Here is a 21,943-nt window from a genome sequence, read left to right on the forward strand (position 1 = left end):
AATAAAAATAGTACTTTTAGAACAAATTTATGTTAAAGCTGTTGTAAGGATTTACAAAAATACAGTACTAAAGAACGTAAACAACAAAAATTATGAAACAAGTAACAACATTTTTATTACTATTTTTTTCGCTTACAATTTTTGCTCAAAGCCCTTGGACAAAGAAAAAAAATGAAGGATATGTACAATTATCATTTTCTTTAATACCTACATATAGCACGGTTTTTGGCAATCCAGATTATGATACACAAAGAGAAATATCTGATAATACACTTCAATTATATGGAGAGTTTGGTTTAAGTGATAAAACTACATTATTTACAAATATTCCTTTTAAGATGCTAAAATCAGGAAAATTTACAGATGACATGTCATTAGTTCTTCCATTAGTCTTAACAACGGAAGGTTCAAAAAATACATTAGGAAACATTCAATTAGGTGTTAAACATAATTTTTATAGTAAAAATTGGGTGCTGTCAGGACAAATAAGCGTTGAAGCAAATACCGGAAGTTTTGATCAGCCTTCTGGTTTAAGAACAGGTTATGATGCTTGGACATTTACACCCTTATTTTTAGCCGGAAAAAGTTTTGGAAAAAGCTATTTACAGAGTTTTGTAGGTTTTGATGTAAGAACTAATGGTTACAGCTCAAATTTTAAAATTGGTGGAGAATATGGCGGAAAAATTGGTAAAGACTTATGGTTAATTGGTTTTTTAGATATTGTAAAGTCATTTGAAAATGGAGATGTTATTTTACCAACTTCAAACACGTATACAGCAACTTATGTAAACGATCAAGAATATGGAGCTTTTGGAGCTAAATTTATTTATGAATTTTCTGATAAATATGGTGTAAACGCAGGTTTTGGTGGCGCTTTTTTTGGAAACAATGTAGCAAAAGCACCAGCTTTAAGTTTTGGTTTATATCATAAATTTTAAGTAAAAAAATAAAAATATTTTTTCTTAAAAGAAAGAGGTTTTGCAACGCAAAACCTCTTTCTTTTTTTACAGGATTTACACTGTTTTTTAGTTATAATTTTGATTATCAGTAAACTATTGAATAACTTAGATATTTATAATTAAGTTTAACCAACCAAATTACTATCTATGAAAAAAATAATTACACTATCTATATTTCTTATTACACTTTCTATTTTCTCTCAAAGTCCATGGACACAAAAAAAAGGAAAGGCTTATACTCAGCTTTCTTTTACTTCAATATCACAATATGAATCACTTTTTGGAAACCCAAGTTTTAATACAGAAAGAAAAATTACTGATAATACATTACGTTTATATGCAGCTTATGGAATAAGTAATAAAACCACATTTTTTGCTGCGCTTCCAATTAAAACAGTTAAATCAGAAGAATTAGTAGCATCCACGACAACACCTATAACATCAAGTGCATCAGTAACTTCAACAGGAAATATATTATTTGGTATTAAGCATAACTTTTATAATAATAAATGGCTTATTACAGGACAAATTAGTGCAGAAACAAAGAGTACAGATTATAATGCATCTGCAGGTTTAAGAACAGGTTATGATGCTTGGACCTTTACTCCATTAATTAGTATTGGTAGAGGTTTCAATTCATGGTATCTTCAAGCTTATACAGGAATCGATTTTAGAACAAATGATTATAGTTCTTCCTTAAAAATGGGAGGAGAAATGGGTTATAATATTGCAAGTTGGTTCACCATAATTGGTTTTGCAGACGGTCTTGCATCATTTACCAATGGAGAAGTTATTATTCCACAAGAAAATAGCCTTACAGGTTTGTATGTAGACAAACAAAGTTATGCTGCTTTTGGTTTAAAAACAATATTTAAAGTTAATGAAGAGTTTGGAGTTAACCTTGGAGCAGGTTTAGCTTTTGGAGGAAGAAGAGTTGCTAAAAAACCAGCAGTAACAGGAGGTATTTATTTCAAATTTTTATAGTAAAAAAAGTTTCTTGTTAAACCATTCTCTTTTCTATAGATTCTCTTTTCTAATCTCTTAATAGAAAACTATCTTTGCATTTCTAAAAATGAAAGAATGGAATCTAATGTACGTGTTCGTTTTGCACCAAGTCCTACAGGACCTTTACATATTGGTGGAGTAAGAACTGCTTTATTTAATTATTTATTTGCTAAAAAACACAACGGAACTTTTGTACTTCGAATAGAAGATACAGACCAAACTCGTTATGTTGCAAATGCAGAACAATATATAATAGACGCTTTAGAATGGAGTAATATTCCGTTTGATGAAGGTCCAAATAAGAATGAAAAATTTGGTCCATATAGACAATCAGAAAGAAAACATCTTTACAAACAATATGCAGATGTACTACTTGAAAAAGGTTGGGCTTATTATGCTTTTGATACTTCTGAGCAATTAGATGCAGAAAGAAAAGGGCATGAAGAAAAAGGAAAAACATTTATTTATAATTGGCATAATAGAGAAAGAGGACGCTTAGTAAACTCTTTAGTTTTATCTGAAGATGAAGTACAAAAGCGTTTAAAAAATGGCGATAAATATGTTATTCGTTTTAAATCTCCTCAAGATGAAATTTTGGTAATGAATGATGAAATTCGTGGAGAAATTAAAATAGATACCAATGTTTTAGATGATAAGGTTCTGTTTAAATCAGACGGAATGCCAACGTACCATTTAGCAAATATTGTAGACGATCATTTAATGGAAATTTCGCACGTAATTCGTGGAGAAGAATGGTTGCCATCAATGGCTTTACATGTTTTGTTGTATAGAGCTTTTGAGTGGAATGCACCAAAGTTTGCACATTTACCATTAATTTTAAAGCCAGTTGGAAAAGGAAAATTAAGCAAAAGAGATGGAGATAAATTAGGTTTTCCAGTATTTCCATTAGCATATACAAATGAAAAAACTGGAGATGTTTCTCGTGGATATAAAGAAGACGGTTATTTTGCCGATGCTTTTATAAATATGTTAGCTTTATTAGGATGGAATCCTGGAACGGAACAAGAAATTTTTTCATTGGAAGAGTTAACACAAGTTTTTGACCTTGATAGAGTTAGTAAATCTGGAGCAAAATTTAGTCCGGATAAAACAAAGTGGTTTAACCAACAATATTTACAGACAAAATCTGATGCTGAATTAACAGACTTATTTCTTCCTATTTTAGAAGAAAAAGGAATTTCAGTAGCTAAAAATAACGCAGAAAAAGTAGTTTCTTTAATTAAAGAACGTGCAACTTTTGTGTCAGATTTTTGGGATTTATCTAATTTCTTTTTTGAAACTCCGTCAGAATATGATGCAAAAGCATCAAAGAAAAGTTGGAAAGAAGGAACTGCTGAATTAATGAAAGAGTTATCTGAAGTTATTGAAGGGGTTTCAGAATTTTCTTCAGTAAATATAGAAACTATAGTTAAAGAGTGGATAACGTCTAAAGAAATTGGTTTTGGTAAGGTTATGCAACCGCTAAGACTTAGTTTAGTTGGTGCTATGAAAGGACCACATTTATACGATATTATTGAGTTTATAGGAAAAAAAGAAACACTCAAAAGAATAGAAAAGGCAATAAATGAATTATAAAAAAAGAGCGCTATTATAGCGCTCTTTTTATTTTTATATTAAAAACAAGGTTTTCCAGAGCTTCCTCTTCCTCCGAATAAACTGTCTCCTAAATTGTAAACAATACCAAGTGTACCTTGTAAATGAGAGCGCATACTTTCGTAACCTTCAAAAGAATACTTGTAGTAAAGTTGACCGTTAGCTCCCCAATTTTCTAGAAACCAATACGTACTTCCTGCACCAATATTTAATGTTGGAGTCATTTTTAAATTAGATTTTACTAAACTTCCACCAGCAAAAACATACGGATAAAAATTATCGAAAAGTTGATCTATATTATATCGTAAAGAAAAATCTGCAGAAATATATCTTGCAGAATTTTGAACTAAACTAAAATTATCAATGGTATTAAAAGATAAAGCACCATCAACAGATAAGCGTTTATTAATTGGCATTGTTAAGTTAAGTCTAGGTATTTGAAAAAGATATTGATCTCCAATAAAACTAGCGTTTTCATCACTAAATTTAACAACAGAAACACTAACTCCAATTTGCCATGTGTTTTTTGTGTCTTGTGCTTTAGCTAAAAAAGAAGTTAATAAAAACAGCAATATTATAGTTTTCTTCATAACGTTAGGGATTAGGTTATTAGATTAACTGTTTTTTAAAAGGTTTAGTATTTAAAAAGGTATTTTAAATTTTATTTACAGTCTTAATTGCTTCAGTAAAGCTATCTAAATCGTTATTATTTAAAACTAAATGTATTGCTTCATCACAAACTTTTTCTGCATTTTCCGTAGAAAAATGTAAACCTACAGCAATTTTACGCATTAATTTTACTTCAACAAGTTCTGCTTCATCGTCAGCAAAAATCATTTTTGTTAAACGATATAAACGTTCAATTCTTTCATCGTAACTCACAGGAGGATTTACAGGAAATTTTTCTGGATTTGCTGTAATAATCTTAAATTCCTCTAAAGAAATATTTAGTTTTTTAGCAGCTCTTAGTAAGAGTTTCTCCTCACCTTCGCTTATTTTTCCGTCTGCTTTTGCAATTTTTACAACACTTGCAAAATGACCAATTTCTTGTTTGTGTTTACCGCTTGAATATAAATCTGATATTGACATAGTTTTTTTTATTTTTAAAATGTAAAGTTATTAATTAAGAGTCATTTTTCATAAAAAGGTCACAAAAATATATTAATTATTAATGTTTTATTTTTGCGTAAAATATTTTTACGTTGAGCAAACAGAAGATTGTAAACCACTATCAACAATCTGTTAAGAAACAGCAGATTTTAACCAAGCTACAACACGAAAAAAACCGTTTTCAAATATCGAATTTGGTGGGTTCGTCGTTGTCTTTTGTTATTTCAGAAACTTTTAAACAAGCAGATAAACCATACTTATTAATTTTTAATGATAAAGAAGAGGCTGCTTATTATTTAAATGATTTTGAACAATTATTAGGAGAAAAAAACGTGCTGTTTTATCCTGGTTCTTATCGAAGACCTTATCAAATTGAAGAAACGGACAATGCTAATGTTTTATTACGATCAGAGGTTTTAAATAGAATTAATTCGAGAAAAAAACCAGCTGTAATAATTACATATCCAACGGCACTTTTTGAAAAAGTAGTTACAAAAAAAGAGCTCGAAAAAAACACGTTAAAAATAACTGTTGGAGAAAACCTTTCTCCAGATTTTGTAAATGAAGTTTTATTTGAATATAAGTTTAAACGGGTAGATTTTGTTACTGAACCTGGAGAATTTTCTGTAAGAGGTGGAATTATAGATGTCTTTTCTTTTTCTAATGATGAACCTTTTAGAATTGAATTTTTTGGAGATGAGGTAGATAGTATTAGAACCTTTGATATAGAAACGCAGCTTTCTAAAGAAAAATTGAAGAAAGCCAGTATAATGCCCAATGTAGAGAATAAAACGCTACAAGAAAAAAGGGAGAGTTTTCTAAAATATATTTCTTCTAAAACAGTGATTTTTGCTAAAAATGTAGATATAATTGCAGGAAATTTAGATAAGTTTTTTACTAAAGCAGAAGAAGCTTTTGGAGTTCTTTCCGAAGAAATAAACCACTCTAAACCAGCTGAATTATTTTGTGATGGAAACTTTATAAAAAACCAATTACAAGATTTTAGCTTGGTAACTTTTGGAAGCACAAAACATGTTTCAGAATCGCAAACAAGCGTTAATTTTAGTGTAAAACCTCAGCCTTCGTTTAACAAACAATTTAATTTATTAATTGAAGATTTAAACGAACATCATAAAAACGGATTTACAAACTACATTTTATGTGCAAACGAAAAACAAGCACAACGTTTTCATGATATTTTTGATGATGCAGACCAAGAAGTTTTTTATGAAACTGTAGTTTTTCCACTTTATAAAGGTTTTATAGATGAAGACGCAAAAATTGTGTGTTATACAGATCATCAAATTTTTGAGCGTTATTATAAATTCAGACTAAAAAACGGATATGCAAAAAAGCAATCCATTACTTTAAAAGAATTAAATAAGCTTGAAAAAGGCGATTATGTAACGCATATTGACCACGGAATTGGAAAATTTGCTGGACTTCAAAAAATAGATGTTCAAGGAAAAAAGCAAGAAGCAATTAAATTGGTGTATGGAGAAAGAGATATTTTATATGTAAGTATTCATTCGCTTCACAAGGTTTCTAAGTTTAATGGTAAAGACGGAAAAGCACCAAAAATATATAAATTAGGTTCTGGTGCTTGGAAAAAAATTAAACAAAAAACCAAAGCAAGAGTTAAGCATATTGCCTTTAATTTAATTCAATTGTATGCAAAAAGAAAGTTGCAAAAAGGCTTTTCTTTTGGAGCAGATACGCACATGCAACATGAGCTAGAAGCAAGTTTTATATATGAAGATACGCCAGATCAATTTTCATCTACACAAGATGTAAAAGCAGATATGGAAAAAGAACAACCTATGGATCGTTTGGTTTGTGGCGATGTTGGTTTTGGTAAAACAGAAATTGCAATTAGAGCTGCATTTAAAGCCGTAGACAACGGAAAACAAGTTGCTGTTTTGGTTCCAACAACAATTTTAGCGTTTCAGCATTTTAAAACCTTTTCTGAGCGTTTAAAAGAGTTTCCTGTTACTGTAGATTATTTAAATCGATTTAGAACAACAAAACAACGTAATGGTGTTTTAGAAGGTGTAACTGATGGTAGTGTAGACATTGTAATTGGTACACATCAATTAACCAATAAAAAGATAAAATTTAAAGATTTAGGACTGTTAATTATTGATGAAGAACAAAAATTTGGAGTTGCCGTAAAAGACAAGTTAAAAACCATTAAAGAAAATGTAGATACATTAACTTTAACAGCAACACCAATTCCAAGAACGTTACAATTTAGTTTAATGGCTGCAAGAGATTTATCGGTTATAAAAACACCGCCGCCAAATCGTCACCCAATTGAAACAAACGTTATTCGCTTTAGTGAAGAAACAATCCGTGATGCTATTTCGTATGAAATTTCTCGTGGAGGTCAAATCTTTTTTATTCATAATAGAATTGAAAATATTAAGGAAGTTGCTGGGTTAATTCAACGTTTAGTTCCTTCTGCAAAAATTGGAATTGGTCATGGACAAATGGACGGGAAAAAGCTAGAAGAACTAATGCTTGGTTTTATGAGCAATGAGTTTGATGTTTTGGTTTCTACAACTATTATTGAAAGTGGTTTAGATGTTCCTAATGCGAATACAATTTTTATCAATAATGCTAATAACTTTGGATTGTCAGATTTACACCAAATGCGTGGTCGTGTTGGGCGTTCTAACAAAAAAGCATTCTGTTATTTTATAACGCCGCCACATCATATGATGACGGATGACGCTAAAAAAAGAATCTCGGCTTTAGAGTTGTTTTCTGATTTAGGAAGCGGTTTAAATATTGCCATGAAAGATCTAGAAATTCGTGGCGCTGGAGATTTATTAGGAGGTGAACAAAGCGGATTTATTAATGATATTGGTTTTGAAACCTATCAAAAAATATTAAATGAAGCAATTGTAGAGTTGAAGGAAAACGAGTTTAAAGAATTATATCCTGAAGAGAAAAATAAACCAAAAGAATATGTAAAAGAGGTTACTATTGATACCGATTTCGAAATTCTTATTCCTGATGATTATGTAAACTCTGTAACGGAACGATTAAGTTTATACAACAAATTAGGAAACTTAGAAAAAGAAGAAGAACTGCAAGTTTTTGAAACTGAAATTGTGGATAGATTTGGAGAAATTCCAACACAAGTTGAAGATTTATTAGATTCTGTTCGTATTAAATGGTTGGCAAAAGAGTTAGGTTTAGAGAAGATAATTTTAAAGCAAAAACGCTTAGTAGGTTATTATATTTCTGATCAACAGAGTGATTTTTATCAAACAGAATCATTTACAAAAATGTTGAAATACGTTCAAAGAAACCCAAAAAGTTGTGTAATGAAAGAGAAACAAACTTCTAAGGGTTTACGATTATTAATTACTTTTATCAGAATAGATTCCGTAAAAACGGCTTTAAAAATTTTAGAAAAAGTTTAATGCAAAACACGCACACAAAAAACATTTCTGGCTTATTATTAGCAACCTTTTTTATTAGTACTTCTGGTGTTTTAGGTAAATATATTGCTATGCCAACAGAAGTTGTTATTTGGTTTAGAGCTGCTTTGGCAATGGTGTTTTTATATCTTTTTTGCAAGTACAAAAAGATAGATTTAAAAATAAAATCAACCAAAGATTACAAACCTTTTTTTATTAGTGGCGTTTTAATGGCAGCACATTGGGTTACTTATTTTTATGCCTTAAAATTATCTAATGTAGCTTTAGGAATTTTGTCTTTATATACGTTTCCTATTATAATTGCGTTGTTAGAACCGTTGTTTTTAAAAGTGAAATTCAATCCAATTTACATACTTTTTGGCTTAATGGTTTTACTTGGTTTATACATTTTAACACCAGAACTTAGTGTTAAAAGCTCTCAAGTAAAAGGAATACTTTTTGGCGTTTTTTCTGCATTTTGTTATGCAGTAAGAATTCTAATTTTAAAACAACATGTTGCCAATTATAATGGTACAATGCTTATGTTTTATCAAACAGTAATTACTACAATATTATTATTACCAACATTGTTTTTTATGGATTTGTCTGGTTTGGAAAGTCAGTTTCCGTATTTATTATTGCTAGCCTTTATAACAACAGCAGTTGGACATAGTTTAATGCTACATTCTTTAAAATTCTTTTCAGCTTCTACAGCAAGTATAATTAGCAGTTTACAACCCATTTTTGGAATTATATTAGCCTTCTTTTTCTTAAAAGAAATACCAACAATGAACACTTTTTTAGGCGGAAGCTTAATTTTAGCAACTGTAATTATTGAAAGCATTAGAAGTAAAAAATAATAGTGTTTATATTTACGCAAAACATAAACCATGCGTAAACTTTTATATTTCTTTATTTTAACACTCGTTTTTAGCTGTTCTTCTAAGCCTAAAGGAAAAGAATTATCTAATATTAAAATAGCAAGAGATGTTTACGGAGTTCCGCACATTATGGCAAAAACCGATGCTGAGGTTGCCTACGGATTAGCTTGGACGCAATGCGAAGACGATTTTGTAACCTTCCAAGAATTAATGGCAGCTTGTAAAGGAATGTTGGGCGAAATTAAAGGTCAAGATGGTTTGGTGGCAGATTTCGGAATTAAATTTATGGGTTTAAAAGAAATCGCCGATAAAAAATACAATACTGATGTTACAGGCGATTTTAAAAAATATTTAGAAAGTTTTGTTGCTGGCGTAAATGCATACGCAACTTTGCATCCAGAAAAAGTGTTATTAGACGATTTATTTCCGCTTACTGGAGCCGATATTATTACGGGTTATTTGTTAGGAAATTTAGAGGTTTCACATGCTGGAGACGATTTAAAAAAGATTATAGGCGGAACAATTATAAAAGATTTAAAAAGTGATGTTCCAAAAGGATCTAATGCATTTGCCTTTTCTAAAAACAAAACTACTGACGGAAAAACGTATTTGGCAGTAAATTCTCATCAACCATTAGAAGGTTGGTATTCTTGGTACGAAGCGCATTTAATTTCTGAAGAAGGTTTAAATATTTTAGGAGGAACGTTTGCTGGCGGAATCTGTATTTTCCATGGAGCAAATGAAAATTTAGGTTGGGCACACACGGTAAATCATGCAGATTTTTCTGATGTGTATCAACTTGAAATGAATCCAGAAAAAGAAGGTTTTTACAAATTTGATGATGAATGGTTAGAATTAACGGAGAAAAAATATTGGTCTTGGTTAAAATTCGGACCTATTAAGATTCCTATTTCTAGAACTATTTACAGCAGTAAATACGGACCAACTTTTAAAACTGATACTGGTGTTTTTGCTTGGCGTTTTGTGGTTGGTCAATCTATAAAAATGGCTGAACAATGGTTTAGAATGAACAAAGCCAGCAACTTTAAAGAGTTTAAAGAAGCACTAGAAATGCGTGGAATTGCAGCACTAAACATTGTGTATGCAGACAAAGAAGATAATATTTATTATGTAAGTAACGGAAGTTTCCCAGAAAGAAATCCTGATTATGATTGGAGTAAAGTATTGCCAGGAAACACTTCAAAAACATTGTGGAATAACACCTTAGTTCCGTTTGATAGTTTGCCGCAGGTTTTAAATCCGTCTAGTGGTTGGGTTTTTAACACCAATAATTCGCCATTTTCGGCAACGGATTCTGTCAATAATTTTAAAGAAACCACTTTAAATAAACGAATGGGTTATCAAATTACAGGAATGGAAAACAATAGAAGTAATCGTTTTTTAGAGTTGATGGAACAATACGATTCTATTTCTTATGAAGACTTTAAAACAATAAAATACGACAACCAATATCCGAAGAAAATGATGACAAGAACTGCGTTAAATTTAGAGAATTTAATGCATTTAAATCCGTCTGATTATCCAGAAATTTCTGACGCAATTACCTTATTAAACACTTGGGATAGAAAAACCGATAAAACCAATAAAACTGCTGCTTTGTATATTTTAACTTGGATGCATTTAAATCAAAAAAGAATAGATGAAGGTAGAGAAGTTAGAAGAGGTTCTATAACTTTAGAAGATTGCGTTTTTGGAATTACAAAAGCTAAGGATGAATTGTTAAAAAACTACAGTTCTTTACAAATAGAATTGGGTGAATTACAAAGACACACTCGTGGAAATGTAAATTTACCAATTGGTGGCGCGCCAGATGTTTTAGCAGCAATTTATGCTAAAAAAGTTAACGAAACCGACAAAACTTACAGAGCTTTTGCAGGAGAATCTCACATAGAATTAATTCGTTTTGGAGAAAATGGTGTGGAATTAGAAACCATAAATTCATACGGATCTAATGCAAATATTGGTGATAAACATTCCACTTCTCAAATGGAAGATTTTACCAATTATAAACTTAAAAAAATGACGTTAAATAAAGAAGAGGTTTTAAAGAATGCAGTTAAAATATACTCGCCAATGGAGGTTGTAAAATAGCTTCTAAATAGAGAATGATATACTTAAAAAACTATTTAGTACTAATATTTAAATAATTACGTTTTACAAATTCTAAGATAGTTTCTAAAACTTCACCCATATTTTGGCATTTTTTAAAAGCGATATCTCCAACATAATTAATTAAATCTTGCTTTAATTTTTCAACATTTTCTGGAAAAGAAATAGTATCATTTTTCATACATTTTATTAAATGAGCTGTTCTTTTTGGTGCAGTAATCATACGTTTTGCCATAAAAGAACGCTCTTCTATTTTGTATTGTAAAATAGAACTGTTTTGAAGTTTTTTACTAACCATTTCTACCATTTTAAAGTTTTCTTTCATAAACTGTAAATTGTAAACTTTTAGGTTTCCTTCAAAAGATTGTTGGTCAAAATCTATGGCTCTTATTTTATATACAATATGGTCAAAATCGTGCGTTGGTGTAATTACATAATTGTAAGAACGCATGTCTCCCAATAATCTAACAAAACATCTTTCTTTAAATTTTACAAATTCTTTTGCTATCTGGGCTTTTTCAGACTCTGTACATTTTGGTAAAAAATCTTTAATAAAATCGTCTCCAGGAATGCCAGCAATGTGTTCTTCTATTAACGTATCTTTGTAGACTAAATAGTTCATGTTTTGTGGCGATAAAATATGTTCTAACTCTAAACCATAAACTCTAGAAGCATCCGTTTTTTTCACATAAAAATACGTGTAATTATCGTTTAAAATATTCCTAACTTTTACTCTAAAAGGCTTAGAATTACCAAACGTACAATAATCTATAGCATCAATATTTAAAAAAGGAATAGTGTCATCATTACCATCTGAATGTAAAAGTGTGTAGATTTTTTTTAAACTATTATCAATTTCTACTCTATCAAATTCTGTATAATAAGTTCTTACCCAAAGTGTATCTTCATCATTTTTATCATAAACCACTATACTTCCTTGAAAACGCAATAAGTCATCATAAAAAATAGGGATTTTTATAGTTCTATTGTGTTTTTTTAAATATTCATTCAACTTTTCACTAATTGGAAAAGCTGGTTTTTTTTTGGACATTAATTTTTCTTCAGATGCCATTTAAAAAAGGTTTTTTCAAAAATAAGGTAAAAGTAGTTGTGTTTTAATTTTTTTAGAAGCTATTTCCTGCTTTCCGTTTTATCTTTTTGAGAAAAACAAAAAGGATGTCACTTCAATCAGGGCTAACTTATTTGCAATATTTAGGCTAAACTTCAAACATTTTTCCTGGTAAAGGTTTTACAATTCCTTTTAATTCCATTTGAACCAAAATAGAAGCTAATTTGTACGTTGGTAAATGACAGTTTAATGCAATAACATCCAATAATTGTTTACCATTTTCTTGTAAATAATCGTAAATTTTTTGTTCAGTTTCATTAAGTTCAACAAATAAAGTTTCTTGTTTAGGAATCTGTTTTTTAGACACATCCCAATTTAACATTTTTACAATATCTTCTGCTGAGGTTAGTAAATGAGCTTGGTTGGTTTTAATAAGATTATTACAACCTTGGCTGTACAAATCTGTAGTTCTTCCTGGAACAGAAAAAACATCTCTGTTGTAAGAATTGGCAATATCTGCGGTTACTAAAGAGCCTCCTTTTTTGGCAGATTCAATAATTATGGTTGCTTTAGAAATGCCTGCAACTATTCTATTTCTTTTTAAAAAATTTTCGCGTTGCGGATTTTGATTATGCCAAAACTCAGTTAAAAAACCACCTTTTTCGTTTACTTGATTAATATATTTTTTGTGTGTTTTTGGGTAAATCTGATCAAAACCATGTGCCAAAACGGCAATAGTTTGTAAGTTGTTTTTTATGGCTGCTTTATGTGCGCAAATATCTATTCCGTAGGCAAAACCACTTATAATTATTGGATTATATTCTGCTAAATCCGCCACTAATTGATTGCAAAAATCGCGTCCATAAGCACTAATATTTCGTGTACCAACAATAGAAATTACTTTGTCTGAAAGTGCAACATTTCCATCATTAAATAGTAATATTGGAGAATCGATACACTGCGATAAATTACTTGGGTAATTATCTTCTAAAAAATAAGAATATTGCGTGTTATTTTTTTCAATATAAGCTAATTCTTCTTCTGCAAGCTTTAGGTTTTTTTTATCAAAAAGATTAGTAGTAATTAAACTTCCAATTCCGTTTATTTTTTGAAGTGTAGTTGTTCTTTCTTTAAAAATTTGTTCAACATCACCAACAGTAGAAATGAGTTTTTTTGCCAGAATATCTCCAACATTATTTGTGGCTTGTAGTCTTAATACAGCCAGCAATTTTTCTTTTTTCATTTATATTAATTTTACGAACTAGGCAGATTTTAAAAACAATGTTTCTAAAAAAATAGTCGTTTACATAGCTTTTTTTAACACCCATTTTGGGCTAAAAAATTGAGTATCAATATACAAAAATATTGTTGATAATTTTTGAACAAGAATTGTAAAACTAAACACCAATTCTAATATATTTGTAATATGCAATTAGCAAATTACATTAACGATTTATTATACAGATACGATTGTGTTATTGTGCCAAATTTTGGAGGTTTTGTAACCAACAGAATTGGCGCAAAAGTTAACAATTATACACACACATTTTATCCACCTGCAAAGCAAATTACATTTAATGCTCATTTAAAGCATAATGATGGTTTGTTGGTAAATTATATTGCAAAAGCAGAAAATATATCGTTTGATGCGGCTTTAAAGACCGTTGCAGACTTTGTAAATAATTGGCAAACAACTTTAAAAACAACTTCTGTTGAGGTTTCTTCAGTTGGAAAACTATCTTTAAATAAAGAGCAACAAATTGTTTTTGAACCAAATACAACCGTTAATTATTTAACAGAATCGTTTGGATTAGCATCTTTTGAATCTTCAGCAATTGCAAGGTTTAAAGAGGAAGTAAAGCCATTAATTCCTGTTGTAGAAACAACTTCTAAAGACAATAAAAAAGTAATTCCGTTATTTGTTAAATATGCTGCAACAGCTGCTGTTTTATTAACATTAGGTTTTGCTGGTTGGTCTGGTTATGAGCAAAATAAACAACAAAAACATTTTGCAAAACAGCAACAAGAAGTTGCTAAAAAAATACAACAAGCTACTTTTGTAATAGACAACCCTTTACCAACAATTAACTTAAATGTTAGTAAAGCAACTCCTAAAAACTTTCATGTTGTTGCTGGTGCTTTTGAATTTCCAGAAAATGCTGAGAAAAAAGTAAACGAACTAAAAGAAAAAGGCTTTAATGCTGCCATAATTGGAAAAAACAAATGGGGTTTAACGCAAGTAACTTTCAATAGTTTTTCATCTAAAAATGAGGCAATTAATAGCTTGTATAGAATTCAAAAAACTGTTTCTAAAGACGCTTGGTTGTTGGTAGAAAAAGCAAAATAATTCTAAACCTTTTCTAAGCTTAATTTTTTGTTGAATAACCTATCTTTGCGCAAAATATTTTTTTGATGAGCGCAAAAACACCTACAGCATCTTTAACTGTACTTACCGATTTAGTTTTACCAGGAGAAACTAATTTTTTAGAAAACCTTTTTGGTGGAGAATTACTTGCTAGAATGGACAGAGCTTGTAGTATTGCAGCGCGTCGTCATTCTAGAAGAATTGTTGTTACGGCATCTGTAAATCATGTTGCGTTTAATAAAGCGGTTCCCGTAGGAAGTGTTGTAACTATTGAAGCAAAAGTGTCGAGAGCATTTAAATCTTCAATGGAAATTTATGCAGATGTTTGGATAGAAGATCGTCAATCTGGAGAAAGAACTAAAGTAAACGAAGGAATTTACACATTTGTTGCTGTAGATGAAACAGGAAAACCAGTTCCAATTCCACAAATTACACCAGAATCTGATTTAGAAAAAGAAAGATATGAAGGCGCTTTACGAAGAAAACAACTAAGTTTAATTCTTGCCGGAAGATTAAATCCAAAAGAAGCTACAGAGTTAAAAGCCTTATTTATTTAGTAACTTTTTTACTAAACTGATCTATATTTCCGCTTTCAGAAAGCATAATCGAAACGGATTTTGTTTTATCAAACTGCGCAAAAATTATCATCATAATTACGGTAATTGGCACGGATAAAATCATGCCTGTAATTCCCCAAATTTGTCCCCAAATTGCCAATGCTAAAATGGTTACCAGCGGACTTAAATTTAAAGATTTACCAAACAATTTTGGTTCAATCACATTTCCAACAATTACTTGTATAGCACCAACGGCAATTAATACAATTAAAAAAGGAGTAAATTCTCCAAACTGAATTAAACTAAAAACTGCAGGAAAAACCGTACCAACCAAAGAACCAATTGTTGGTATATAGTTTAAAAGGAAGATTAAGAAGGCCCAAAAAGGTGCGGAATCAATTCCAACCATAATCAATATAATGTAGCTTAAAACACCTGTTAATAAGCTTACATAGGTTTTTAAACGCAAGTAATTAGAGATAGAAAATTCTATTTTACTTAGCATTTCCTGTAACTGATTATAGTTTTCTTTCGAAGTAAACATTTTTGTCAATTTTACCTTTAAGCTACTTTCCTCTAAAAAGATAAAAAGTGCATAAATAACAATCATAAATGTATCTCCAAGTAAACTACTAATACCATTTGCAACATCTCCTAAAACAGAACCATAATCAAAATCTCCAACAACAGATTTTATAGATTTAAAAATATCGATATGAAAATAACTACCTAAGTTGGTAATAATTTTTTCAACATTTGGCTCGTATTTGCTGTAAGACGTTGTTAAATTAGTAATACTATTGGTAATAATTTCTGAGATAAATCCGAAGAATAAAATAATAATTGTAAATACTAAAATATTACTTAACCAATAAGGTATAAATCTTTTAGCAAACGGTAATTTGTAGATTGTTTTCCTAATTTCTCTTGTAAAAAACCAAAAAATAAGCGCAAACACAAACGGAATTAAAATTCCTTTTCCCATTACTAAAGTTGTAATTATAGCAACGGTAACAATTATAAAGTTTGCGGCGTTTTTCATGTTTTAAAGATAAATAAGTTAGCGTTTTAACAGCCAACTAATAGGATTTAATTTTTTTGTATTCTGGTACAACACAAAAACTAAGGTTGTTTTACCAGTAATTTTATCTGTAAAAATTTCTCCAAGATTTTGACCCGTTGTAATTTTACTACCTTTTTTAACATACACTTTTGCAAGATTATTATAAGCAGTTATATAATTACCATGTTTTACTAAAACAGATCTTTTTCCTTCGGAAGCAAGTTGAATAGCCATTACAGTACCATTAAATACACTTTTTGCTTTGGCATTTTCTTCTGTTGTAAGATGTATTCCTGTGCTGTTAATGGTAATTCCGCCAATTGTTGGGTGTTTTTGAACACCAAACCTTCTTGTTATCAAACCTTTTTCTACAGGCCAAGGAAGTTTTGTTTTATTTTGTTCAAACTTAGCAGCAAGCGCTTTTGCTTCTGGAGTTAAAATAAATCCGGCAGATTTCTTTGTACCTTTTTTTCTGTTTCTATTAGATTTAGCAATGGCATCTCTAATAATTTTATCAATTTTACCTGCAACGCGTTTTTCTTCTTTAATTTTTTTCTGAAGTTCCTTTCTATACTTTTTTTCCTTCTTTTTTATTTTTGAAACTAGCTGTTCTTGGTTTTTTTTATCAATCTCAACCTTTTCTTTTTGTTCTTTTTCAACTAAAATTAAGGTATCTTTTACTTGTTTTTGATAGCGTAAAGAATCGTTTAATTTTTGAACTATTTCTGTTTGAACAACTATTTCTTCTCCTTGTTTTTTTCTGTAAGAAGTATATTGATTCATATACTGCAGACGTTTGTATGCTTGATAAAAATTTTGAGAAGACAGTAAAAACATGGTTTTACTTTGTTGCGATTTACTTTTGTATGATTTAAAAACCATATCTGCATAGTCTGCCTTTAAGTCTGCTAGTTTTTGGTTGAGTTCTGCTAGTTCTTTTTGGTTGGTAGAAATCTCATTAGAAAGTACTTTAGCTTCTAAGTTTATGGTGTTAATCAGTTTTTTTCTAACAGATATTTTCTGATTAATATCTTTTAAATCTTCTAATGCGCTTCTTTCTTTCTTTTTAGTTTCAAAAATTAACTTGTTAACTTGTTTTATTTCTTTGTTTATCTTTTTTCGTTGCGCTTCTAATTGCTTTCTAGTTTGACTGAAAGAAGAGAATCCAACAAATAAAAGAAGGAGAAAAAATGCTATGTTTTTATGTAATTTCACTAAAAATCTAACTTTTTATAACCCGAAGGAATTGTAAAAGGAATACTTAATTTGGTGTCAAAAACTACTGATTTTACATCGATATTAATATTGGTGAACTTGTTTTTTTCAGTAACATTAATAAGAATGTTTTCAGGAAAAACTTCGGCTTCTTTTTGTAAGTATTTTGGATACGTAATATCTAATTTCTGACCTTTTAAATCGTTTACCAAAACATGTTTATCTAATTTAAAATGAGTTGGGTTTATATGAATAAATCGATCAAAAAGTGCTAATTGTTCTTCCGGAGACAAAATATATGTGTTGTCAACAATTTCTACAGCGTGATCCTTTCCTTTATTTTCAATTTTTGCTTGCCCTAAAAAGATGTTTTGTAACTCTTCAAAAGTAATATCCGTTCCTAGAAAATCTTTAATTAACGAGTAATCTCCTTCAAAATAATTTTTTGCATAAGGTGAATAATAACTCACTTTTGTAGGTGTAATTTTAGCTTTAAAAATTGAAATAATTTTAGAACCTTTTAACCAAATTACTTCATCTTTAATAATTTTCATTCTAACAGAAAAACTTTCATTTTGCTTGTTATTCTTGAATTTTACACGCAATTTAGCATCAATAGTTTCCTTACTAAAACTATTTGAGAGATGTTTTTTTGCAACTTTTTTTGCAGACATTTTTTTAGCTATTGCGTTAGTAATTATAGTGTTTTTACTAGATTTACATGCTGTAAATAGTATTGTAAAAACAAATAGATATTTTATAATTTTCATTGTTTAGCTTTTTTTCTAAACTTATCAGCTTCTTTAGTTTTTCCTAAACCTTGATAAGCATTAGCCATTTCTGTATAAAAAATAGCTTCGGTTTTTGGGTCATCAATTACAAAATCGATGCCATTTTGTAAACTTTCCAATGCTTTTTTATATTGTTTTTGTTTGTTTAGCGCTTTTCCGTTCATTAAATAAACAAAGGGTTGCGCTGGGAATAAACCAATTCCGTTTTGGCTATATTTTTCCAATTCACTAGCATTTTCTGAATCTAACTTCTCTAATAATAATTTTAAAGAATTAAAAGATTTATCACTTTCAAACTGTTTTACCAAATCTAAATTTTGAGGATTGGTTTTTGGTAATTCTTTTGTCTTTTTAACAGTTTTAGGTTTTTCTAAAGTTGCTTTAATTCTTCGTAATCTAGCAGATAACAATTTTTCATTTTCTAGCTCATTCAACGTTTTTTTAGCAGAAACGTAATCTCTGTTTTGTAAATGTAAAAAGACTAAATCTTGTTTTTTCTTCGGATGAGTTTTTGCTATTTTTTCTTGAAGTTTAATAGCATCAGAATAATTTCTGTCTTTTTTATGAGTAGCAACAAGGTGTTCTAAAACCCATAAGTTTTCGGGGTCTTTTTCTAAGGCTAAGTTTCCGTATTCTAAGGCTTCAAAAGGTTTATTCAACAATAAATAATTCTTAGATAATTCAAATAAAACAGCCTTGTTATTTGGAATTAGCGTGTTGCATTCCTCTAAATTATCAATTGCTTTTTGATAATTTCTAATTGCTTTTTCCGAAAGTGCTTTAAAGAAAAATTCTTGAAATTCTAAATTATTTTTCTCTGTAACTGGTACATTAGCGGGAATACTATCTTGAGAAACAGCACAAAAAGAAAACAGAAGTAAGCAAAGAGACAATAGTATCTTTTTGTTTACTTCTAATTTCCAATTTCCAATTATATTTTTATATAAGTTCTGTATAATCACCTATGCTTACGGATGTGTAGTTACCATTATATTTTGCATTATTACCAATCATAGCATTGTCTAAATTGGCGTTTGAAATTTCTACGTTATTTTGTATTAAAGAGTTTACAATTGTAGAATCTTTTACCACACTATTTGCTCCGATTGAAACAAAAGGACCAATTTTAGTGTTTTTAAGTACTACGTTTTCACCAACAAAACAAGGTTGTATAATTTCTGAATTCTCTAATACAACGTCTTTTGCTACTAAATTGTTGCCATCTTCGTGTTCAAAACCTAAAACTTGTTTATTTGTATCTACAGTTGGGTCTTTTTTACCACAATCCATCCAAGCATCAACTTTTCCAGGAATAAATTGTGCGCCTTGTTGCTTTAAAGACTCTAAAACATTGGTAAGTTGAAACTCACCATTTTCTTTAATATCATTATCGATTAAATACTGAATCTCTTCACGTACCTTATCTCCATCTTTAAAATAATAGATTCCAATAATTGCTAAATCTGAAACAAAATTCTTTGGTTTTTCAACAAAATCAGTAATTATACCATCTTTTAATTTTACAACACCAAAAGCACTTGGGTCTTCAACTTGTTTTACCCAAATTGCGCCATCAGTATTTGCATCTAATGTAAAATCTGCTTTAAAAAGTGTGTCTGCAAAAGCAACAACACATGGACCATTTAAAGATTCTTTAGCACAATGAATTGCGTGCGCAGTTCCTAATGCTTCATGTTGAACATATACAGAACCTTTAGCCCCTAACTTTGTAGCAATTTCTTTTAATTTTTCTTCTGTATTTGCAGGAAAACCTTTAGATGCAGGCCCAATAATAAAGGCAATTTCATCTATTGGTTGATTAACCACTGATGTAATATCTTCAACTAAACGTTGTACAATTGGTTTACCTGCTATAACTGTTAATGGTTTAGGAATTGTTAATGTATGAGGACGCAAACGCGATCCTATTCCTGCCATTGGGACTATAATTTTCATATGAATTCTTTTATTTTAAATAACATTGCAATATACTATTAATTCTATGATAGAAAAAAGTTAAATTCCTTTTGGTATTGCATCTATTAAGGTTTTTGTATACGTTGTTTTTGGGTTGCTATAAATAACATCTGCATCATCTATTTCTTCAACTTTCCCTTTATTCATAACTACTAGTTGATCTGCCATGTATTTTACAACAGATAAATCATGCGAAATAAAAATATAGGTGAAGTTGAATTCTGCCTTCAACTGATTTAATAAATTTAAAACTTGCGCTTGTACTGAAACATCTAATGCAGAAACTGACTCGTCACAAATAATAAGTTTTGGCTGCAAGGCAATGGTTCTTGCAATTCCTATTCGTTGTCGTTGTCCGCCAGAGAATTCATGTGGAAAACGATTAAAGTGTTCAGTAGATAAACCAACTTTTTCTAACAACTCTAAAACATAAGCTTTTCGTTCTTTGTTAGATGATAAGATATTATGAACTTTCATCGGTTCTAAAATTGCTTTACCAACAGAAATACGCGGATTTAAAGAAGAAAAAGGATCTTGAAATATAATTTGAATCTCTTTTCTTAATGTTTGTAATGCTAATTTTGACAAGGAAGTAATATCTTTTTGCTTATAAAATATTTGTCCAGATGTAGCTTTTTCAAGGTGTAAAATTGTGCGCCCAAGGGTAGTTTTTCCACAGCCAGATTCTCCAACTAAACCTAAAGTTTCACCTTCATAAATTTTGAATGAAACGTTATCTACAGCTTTTACAACCTCTTTTTTATCCAACCAAGAACCGTTAGAAATAAAATGTTTTTCAAGATTTATAATTTCTAATAATGGTTTTTTAGCATATATTTTTTGATGAAAATTAGCACGTTCTTCATTTGTATAAATGCTAGAGTTTACTGTTTCTTCAATAAAATTTGTTACAGTTGGAAGCGTCATTAAACGCTCTTCTAAATTTGGTTTAGAATTTATAAGTGCTTTTGTATAGTTTTCTTTTGGATGTAGAAAAACTTGCTTTGCTGTGCCTTTTTCGACAACTTTTCCTTTGTACATCACAAGAACCTCATCAGCAATTTCAGAAACCAACGCCAAATCGTGCGTTATAAACAAAATACTCATTCCGTTTTCTTGTTGCAACTCTTTCAATAATAAAATTATTTCTTTTTGAACTGTAACATCTAGTGCAGTTGTAGGCTCGTCAGCAATTAAAACTTCTGGTTTGCATGCAATTGCCATGGCAATCATAACACGTTGTTTTTGTCCGCCACTAATTTGATGCGGAAACGAACTAAAAATGGCTTCTGGTCTTGGTAATTTCACTTTCTCAAAAAGAGAAATCACCTCGTTTTTTATTTCTTTTGAAGAAAGCTGTGTATGTTTTTGTAAGATTTCTGCTACCTGAAAACCACAAGTTAACGTTGGATTTAAAGAGCTCATAGGTTCTTGAAAAATCATGGCAATTTTGTTTCCTCTTATTTGCTGAAATTTTTTTTCAGAATAACTTAAAAGGTTATTTTCTTCAAACAAAACTTCGCCTTCAATAGTTGCCTGTTTTGGTAATAAACCTAATATTGCTAAAGAACTTACAGATTTTCCGCTTCCACTTTCTCCAACAATACCCAAAATTTTATTTTTCTGTAATTCAAAATTAAGATTATGAACAACGATATTGTTGTTAAAAGAGATTGATAATTTTTTTACTATAAGCATAGAAACAAAAGTAGTTTATAATTCTGAAATTTAAATCCTTATGAATGAATAAATAGGTGTTTTCACTATTATATTATTCGT

Annotated in this window: 18 protein-coding genes; 8 read left to right on the top strand and 10 right to left on the bottom strand. The window is 29.8% G+C overall.

Annotation, left to right across the window (positions count from 1 at the left end):
- Positions 1-92: 92 nt before the first annotated feature.
- The 3 genes from L1S33_RS03125 to gltX all read left to right on the top strand — a co-directional run bounded on the left by L1S33_RS03125 (position 93) and on the right by gltX (position 3,560).
- A complete protein-coding gene (locus L1S33_RS03125) occupies positions 93-938 on the top strand; it encodes a hypothetical protein (protein ID WP_240561194.1) in 846 nt (281 codons plus the stop codon).
- A gap of 168 nt (positions 939-1,106) precedes the next feature.
- Positions 1,107-1,943, top strand: a complete 837-nt coding sequence (locus L1S33_RS03130) for a transporter (protein WP_240551024.1) — start codon at positions 1,107-1,109, stop codon at positions 1,941-1,943.
- Positions 1,944-2,039: 96 nt separating this feature from the next.
- Positions 2,040-3,560: a glutamate--tRNA ligase gene (gene gltX, locus L1S33_RS03135; protein ID WP_240561195.1), complete on the top strand. Its 1,521-nt coding sequence runs from the start codon at positions 2,040-2,042 to the stop codon at positions 3,558-3,560.
- A gap of 38 nt (positions 3,561-3,598) precedes the next feature.
- On the opposite strand, the gene L1S33_RS03140 is transcribed toward gltX, so the two are convergent.
- Positions 3,599-4,168, bottom strand: coding sequence for an outer membrane beta-barrel protein (locus L1S33_RS03140; RefSeq protein ID WP_240561196.1), 570 nt, complete (start codon positions 4,166-4,168; stop codon positions 3,599-3,601).
- 64 nt (positions 4,169-4,232) lie between these two features.
- Complete coding sequence (locus tag L1S33_RS03145) at positions 4,233-4,667, bottom strand: TerB family tellurite resistance protein (protein WP_240561197.1); 435 nt, start codon at positions 4,665-4,667, stop codon at positions 4,233-4,235.
- A 113-nt stretch (positions 4,668-4,780) separates the two neighbouring features.
- On the opposite strand from L1S33_RS03145, the gene mfd reads away from it, so the two are divergent.
- From mfd to L1S33_RS03160, 3 genes are read left to right on the top strand one after another with little or no spacing between them, the layout of a single operon-like run.
- The gene (mfd, locus tag L1S33_RS03150) at positions 4,781-8,119 is read left to right on the top strand and encodes a transcription-repair coupling factor (RefSeq protein ID WP_240551020.1); all 3,339 of its coding nucleotides are present in this window, start codon (positions 4,781-4,783) and stop codon (positions 8,117-8,119) included.
- On the top strand, positions 8,119-8,976 hold the full coding sequence (locus L1S33_RS03155; RefSeq protein WP_240561198.1) for a DMT family transporter: 858 nt from the start codon (positions 8,119-8,121) through the stop codon (positions 8,974-8,976). The genes mfd and L1S33_RS03155 overlap by 1 nt, the downstream gene beginning before the upstream one ends.
- A 30-nt stretch (positions 8,977-9,006) precedes the next feature.
- A complete protein-coding gene (locus L1S33_RS03160) occupies positions 9,007-11,109 on the top strand; it encodes a penicillin acylase family protein (RefSeq protein WP_240561199.1) in 2,103 nt (700 codons plus the stop codon).
- A 31-nt stretch (positions 11,110-11,140) separates the two neighbouring features.
- On the opposite strand, the gene L1S33_RS03165 is transcribed toward L1S33_RS03160, so the two are convergent.
- Positions 11,141-12,199, bottom strand: a complete 1,059-nt coding sequence (locus L1S33_RS03165) for a hypothetical protein (RefSeq protein ID WP_240561200.1) — start codon at positions 12,197-12,199, stop codon at positions 11,141-11,143.
- Positions 12,200-12,344: 145 nt separating this feature from the next.
- Positions 12,345-13,439, bottom strand: coding sequence for a DNA-processing protein DprA (gene dprA, locus L1S33_RS03170; protein ID WP_240561201.1), 1,095 nt, complete (start codon positions 13,437-13,439; stop codon positions 12,345-12,347).
- Between the two features lie 183 nt (positions 13,440-13,622).
- Between dprA and L1S33_RS03175 the strand changes: the two genes are divergently transcribed.
- Both L1S33_RS03175 and L1S33_RS03180 read left to right on the top strand, forming a co-directional pair.
- Entirely contained in the window at positions 13,623-14,543 is a 921-nt protein-coding gene (locus L1S33_RS03175; RefSeq protein ID WP_240561202.1) for an HU domain-containing protein, read from the top strand.
- Positions 14,544-14,608: 65 nt separating this feature from the next.
- Complete coding sequence (locus tag L1S33_RS03180; protein ID WP_240551012.1) at positions 14,609-15,118, top strand: acyl-CoA thioesterase; 510 nt, start codon at positions 14,609-14,611, stop codon at positions 15,116-15,118.
- On the opposite strand, the gene L1S33_RS03185 is transcribed toward L1S33_RS03180, so the two are convergent.
- From L1S33_RS03185 to L1S33_RS03210, 6 genes are read right to left on the bottom strand one after another with little or no spacing between them, the layout of a single operon-like run.
- A complete protein-coding gene (locus L1S33_RS03185; RefSeq protein ID WP_240561203.1) occupies positions 15,111-16,160 on the bottom strand; it encodes an AI-2E family transporter in 1,050 nt (349 codons plus the stop codon). The genes L1S33_RS03180 and L1S33_RS03185 overlap by 8 nt on opposite strands.
- Before the next feature lie 18 nt (positions 16,161-16,178).
- The gene (locus tag L1S33_RS13210; RefSeq protein WP_240561204.1) at positions 16,179-17,396 is read right to left on the bottom strand and encodes a murein hydrolase activator EnvC family protein; all 1,218 of its coding nucleotides are present in this window, start codon (positions 17,394-17,396) and stop codon (positions 16,179-16,181) included.
- Positions 17,396-18,166 (bottom strand): DUF4292 domain-containing protein, encoded by a 771-nt coding sequence (locus L1S33_RS03195; RefSeq protein ID WP_240561205.1) that lies wholly within the window; start codon positions 18,164-18,166, stop codon positions 17,396-17,398. Before L1S33_RS03195 ends, L1S33_RS13210 begins: the two co-directional genes overlap by 1 nt.
- Complete coding sequence (locus tag L1S33_RS03200) at positions 18,163-19,080, bottom strand: tetratricopeptide repeat protein (protein ID WP_240561206.1); 918 nt, start codon at positions 19,078-19,080, stop codon at positions 18,163-18,165. The genes L1S33_RS03195 and L1S33_RS03200 overlap by 4 nt, the downstream gene beginning before the upstream one ends.
- A 46-nt stretch (positions 19,081-19,126) precedes the next feature.
- Positions 19,127-20,143 carry a sugar phosphate nucleotidyltransferase gene (locus L1S33_RS03205; protein WP_240551007.1) on the bottom strand — a complete coding sequence of 339 codons (1,017 nt, stop codon included), beginning with the start codon at positions 20,141-20,143 and terminating at the stop codon, positions 19,127-19,129.
- Positions 20,144-20,203: 60 nt separating this feature from the next.
- Positions 20,204-21,862, bottom strand: coding sequence for an ABC transporter ATP-binding protein (locus L1S33_RS03210; RefSeq protein ID WP_240561207.1), 1,659 nt, complete (start codon positions 21,860-21,862; stop codon positions 20,204-20,206).
- Between the last annotated feature and the right edge of the window lie 81 nt (positions 21,863-21,943).

The organism is Tenacibaculum aquimarinum (genome assembly GCF_022478115.1).
GTDB classification, from domain to species: Bacteria; Bacteroidota; Bacteroidia; order Flavobacteriales; family Flavobacteriaceae; genus Polaribacter; species Polaribacter aquimarinum_A.

Bases quoted from the DNA above. Each gene is read 5' to 3' on its own strand.
- L1S33_RS03160 (WP_240561199.1), top strand. From the start codon at position 9,007: ATGCGTAAACTTTTATATTTCTTTATTTTAACACTCGTTTTTAGCTGT.
- L1S33_RS03130 (WP_240551024.1), top strand. From the start codon at position 1,107: ATGAAAAAAATAATTACACTATCTATATTTCTTATTACACTTTCTATT.
- L1S33_RS03155 (WP_240561198.1), top strand. From the start codon at position 8,119: ATGCAAAACACGCACACAAAAAACATTTCTGGCTTATTATTAGCAACC.
- L1S33_RS03125 (WP_240561194.1), top strand. From the start codon at position 93: ATGAAACAAGTAACAACATTTTTATTACTATTTTTTTCGCTTACAATT.
- gltX (WP_240561195.1), top strand. From the start codon at position 2,040: ATGGAATCTAATGTACGTGTTCGTTTTGCACCAAGTCCTACAGGACCT.
- L1S33_RS03210 (WP_240561207.1), bottom strand. From the start codon at position 21,862: ATGCTTATAGTAAAAAAATTATCAATCTCTTTTAACAACAATATCGTT.
- L1S33_RS03175 (WP_240561202.1), top strand. From the start codon at position 13,623: ATGCAATTAGCAAATTACATTAACGATTTATTATACAGATACGATTGT.
- L1S33_RS03205 (WP_240551007.1), bottom strand. From the start codon at position 20,143: ATGAAAATTATAGTCCCAATGGCAGGAATAGGATCGCGTTTGCGTCCT.
- L1S33_RS03195 (WP_240561205.1), bottom strand. From the start codon at position 18,166: ATGAAAATTATAAAATATCTATTTGTTTTTACAATACTATTTACAGCA.
- L1S33_RS03145 (WP_240561197.1), bottom strand. From the start codon at position 4,667: ATGTCAATATCAGATTTATATTCAAGCGGTAAACACAAACAAGAAATT.
- L1S33_RS03185 (WP_240561203.1), bottom strand. From the start codon at position 16,160: ATGAAAAACGCCGCAAACTTTATAATTGTTACCGTTGCTATAATTACA.
- dprA (WP_240561201.1), bottom strand. From the start codon at position 13,439: ATGAAAAAAGAAAAATTGCTGGCTGTATTAAGACTACAAGCCACAAAT.
- L1S33_RS03180 (WP_240551012.1), top strand. From the start codon at position 14,609: ATGAGCGCAAAAACACCTACAGCATCTTTAACTGTACTTACCGATTTA.
- L1S33_RS03140 (WP_240561196.1), bottom strand. From the start codon at position 4,168: ATGAAGAAAACTATAATATTGCTGTTTTTATTAACTTCTTTTTTAGCT.
- L1S33_RS03165 (WP_240561200.1), bottom strand. From the start codon at position 12,199: ATGGCATCTGAAGAAAAATTAATGTCCAAAAAAAAACCAGCTTTTCCA.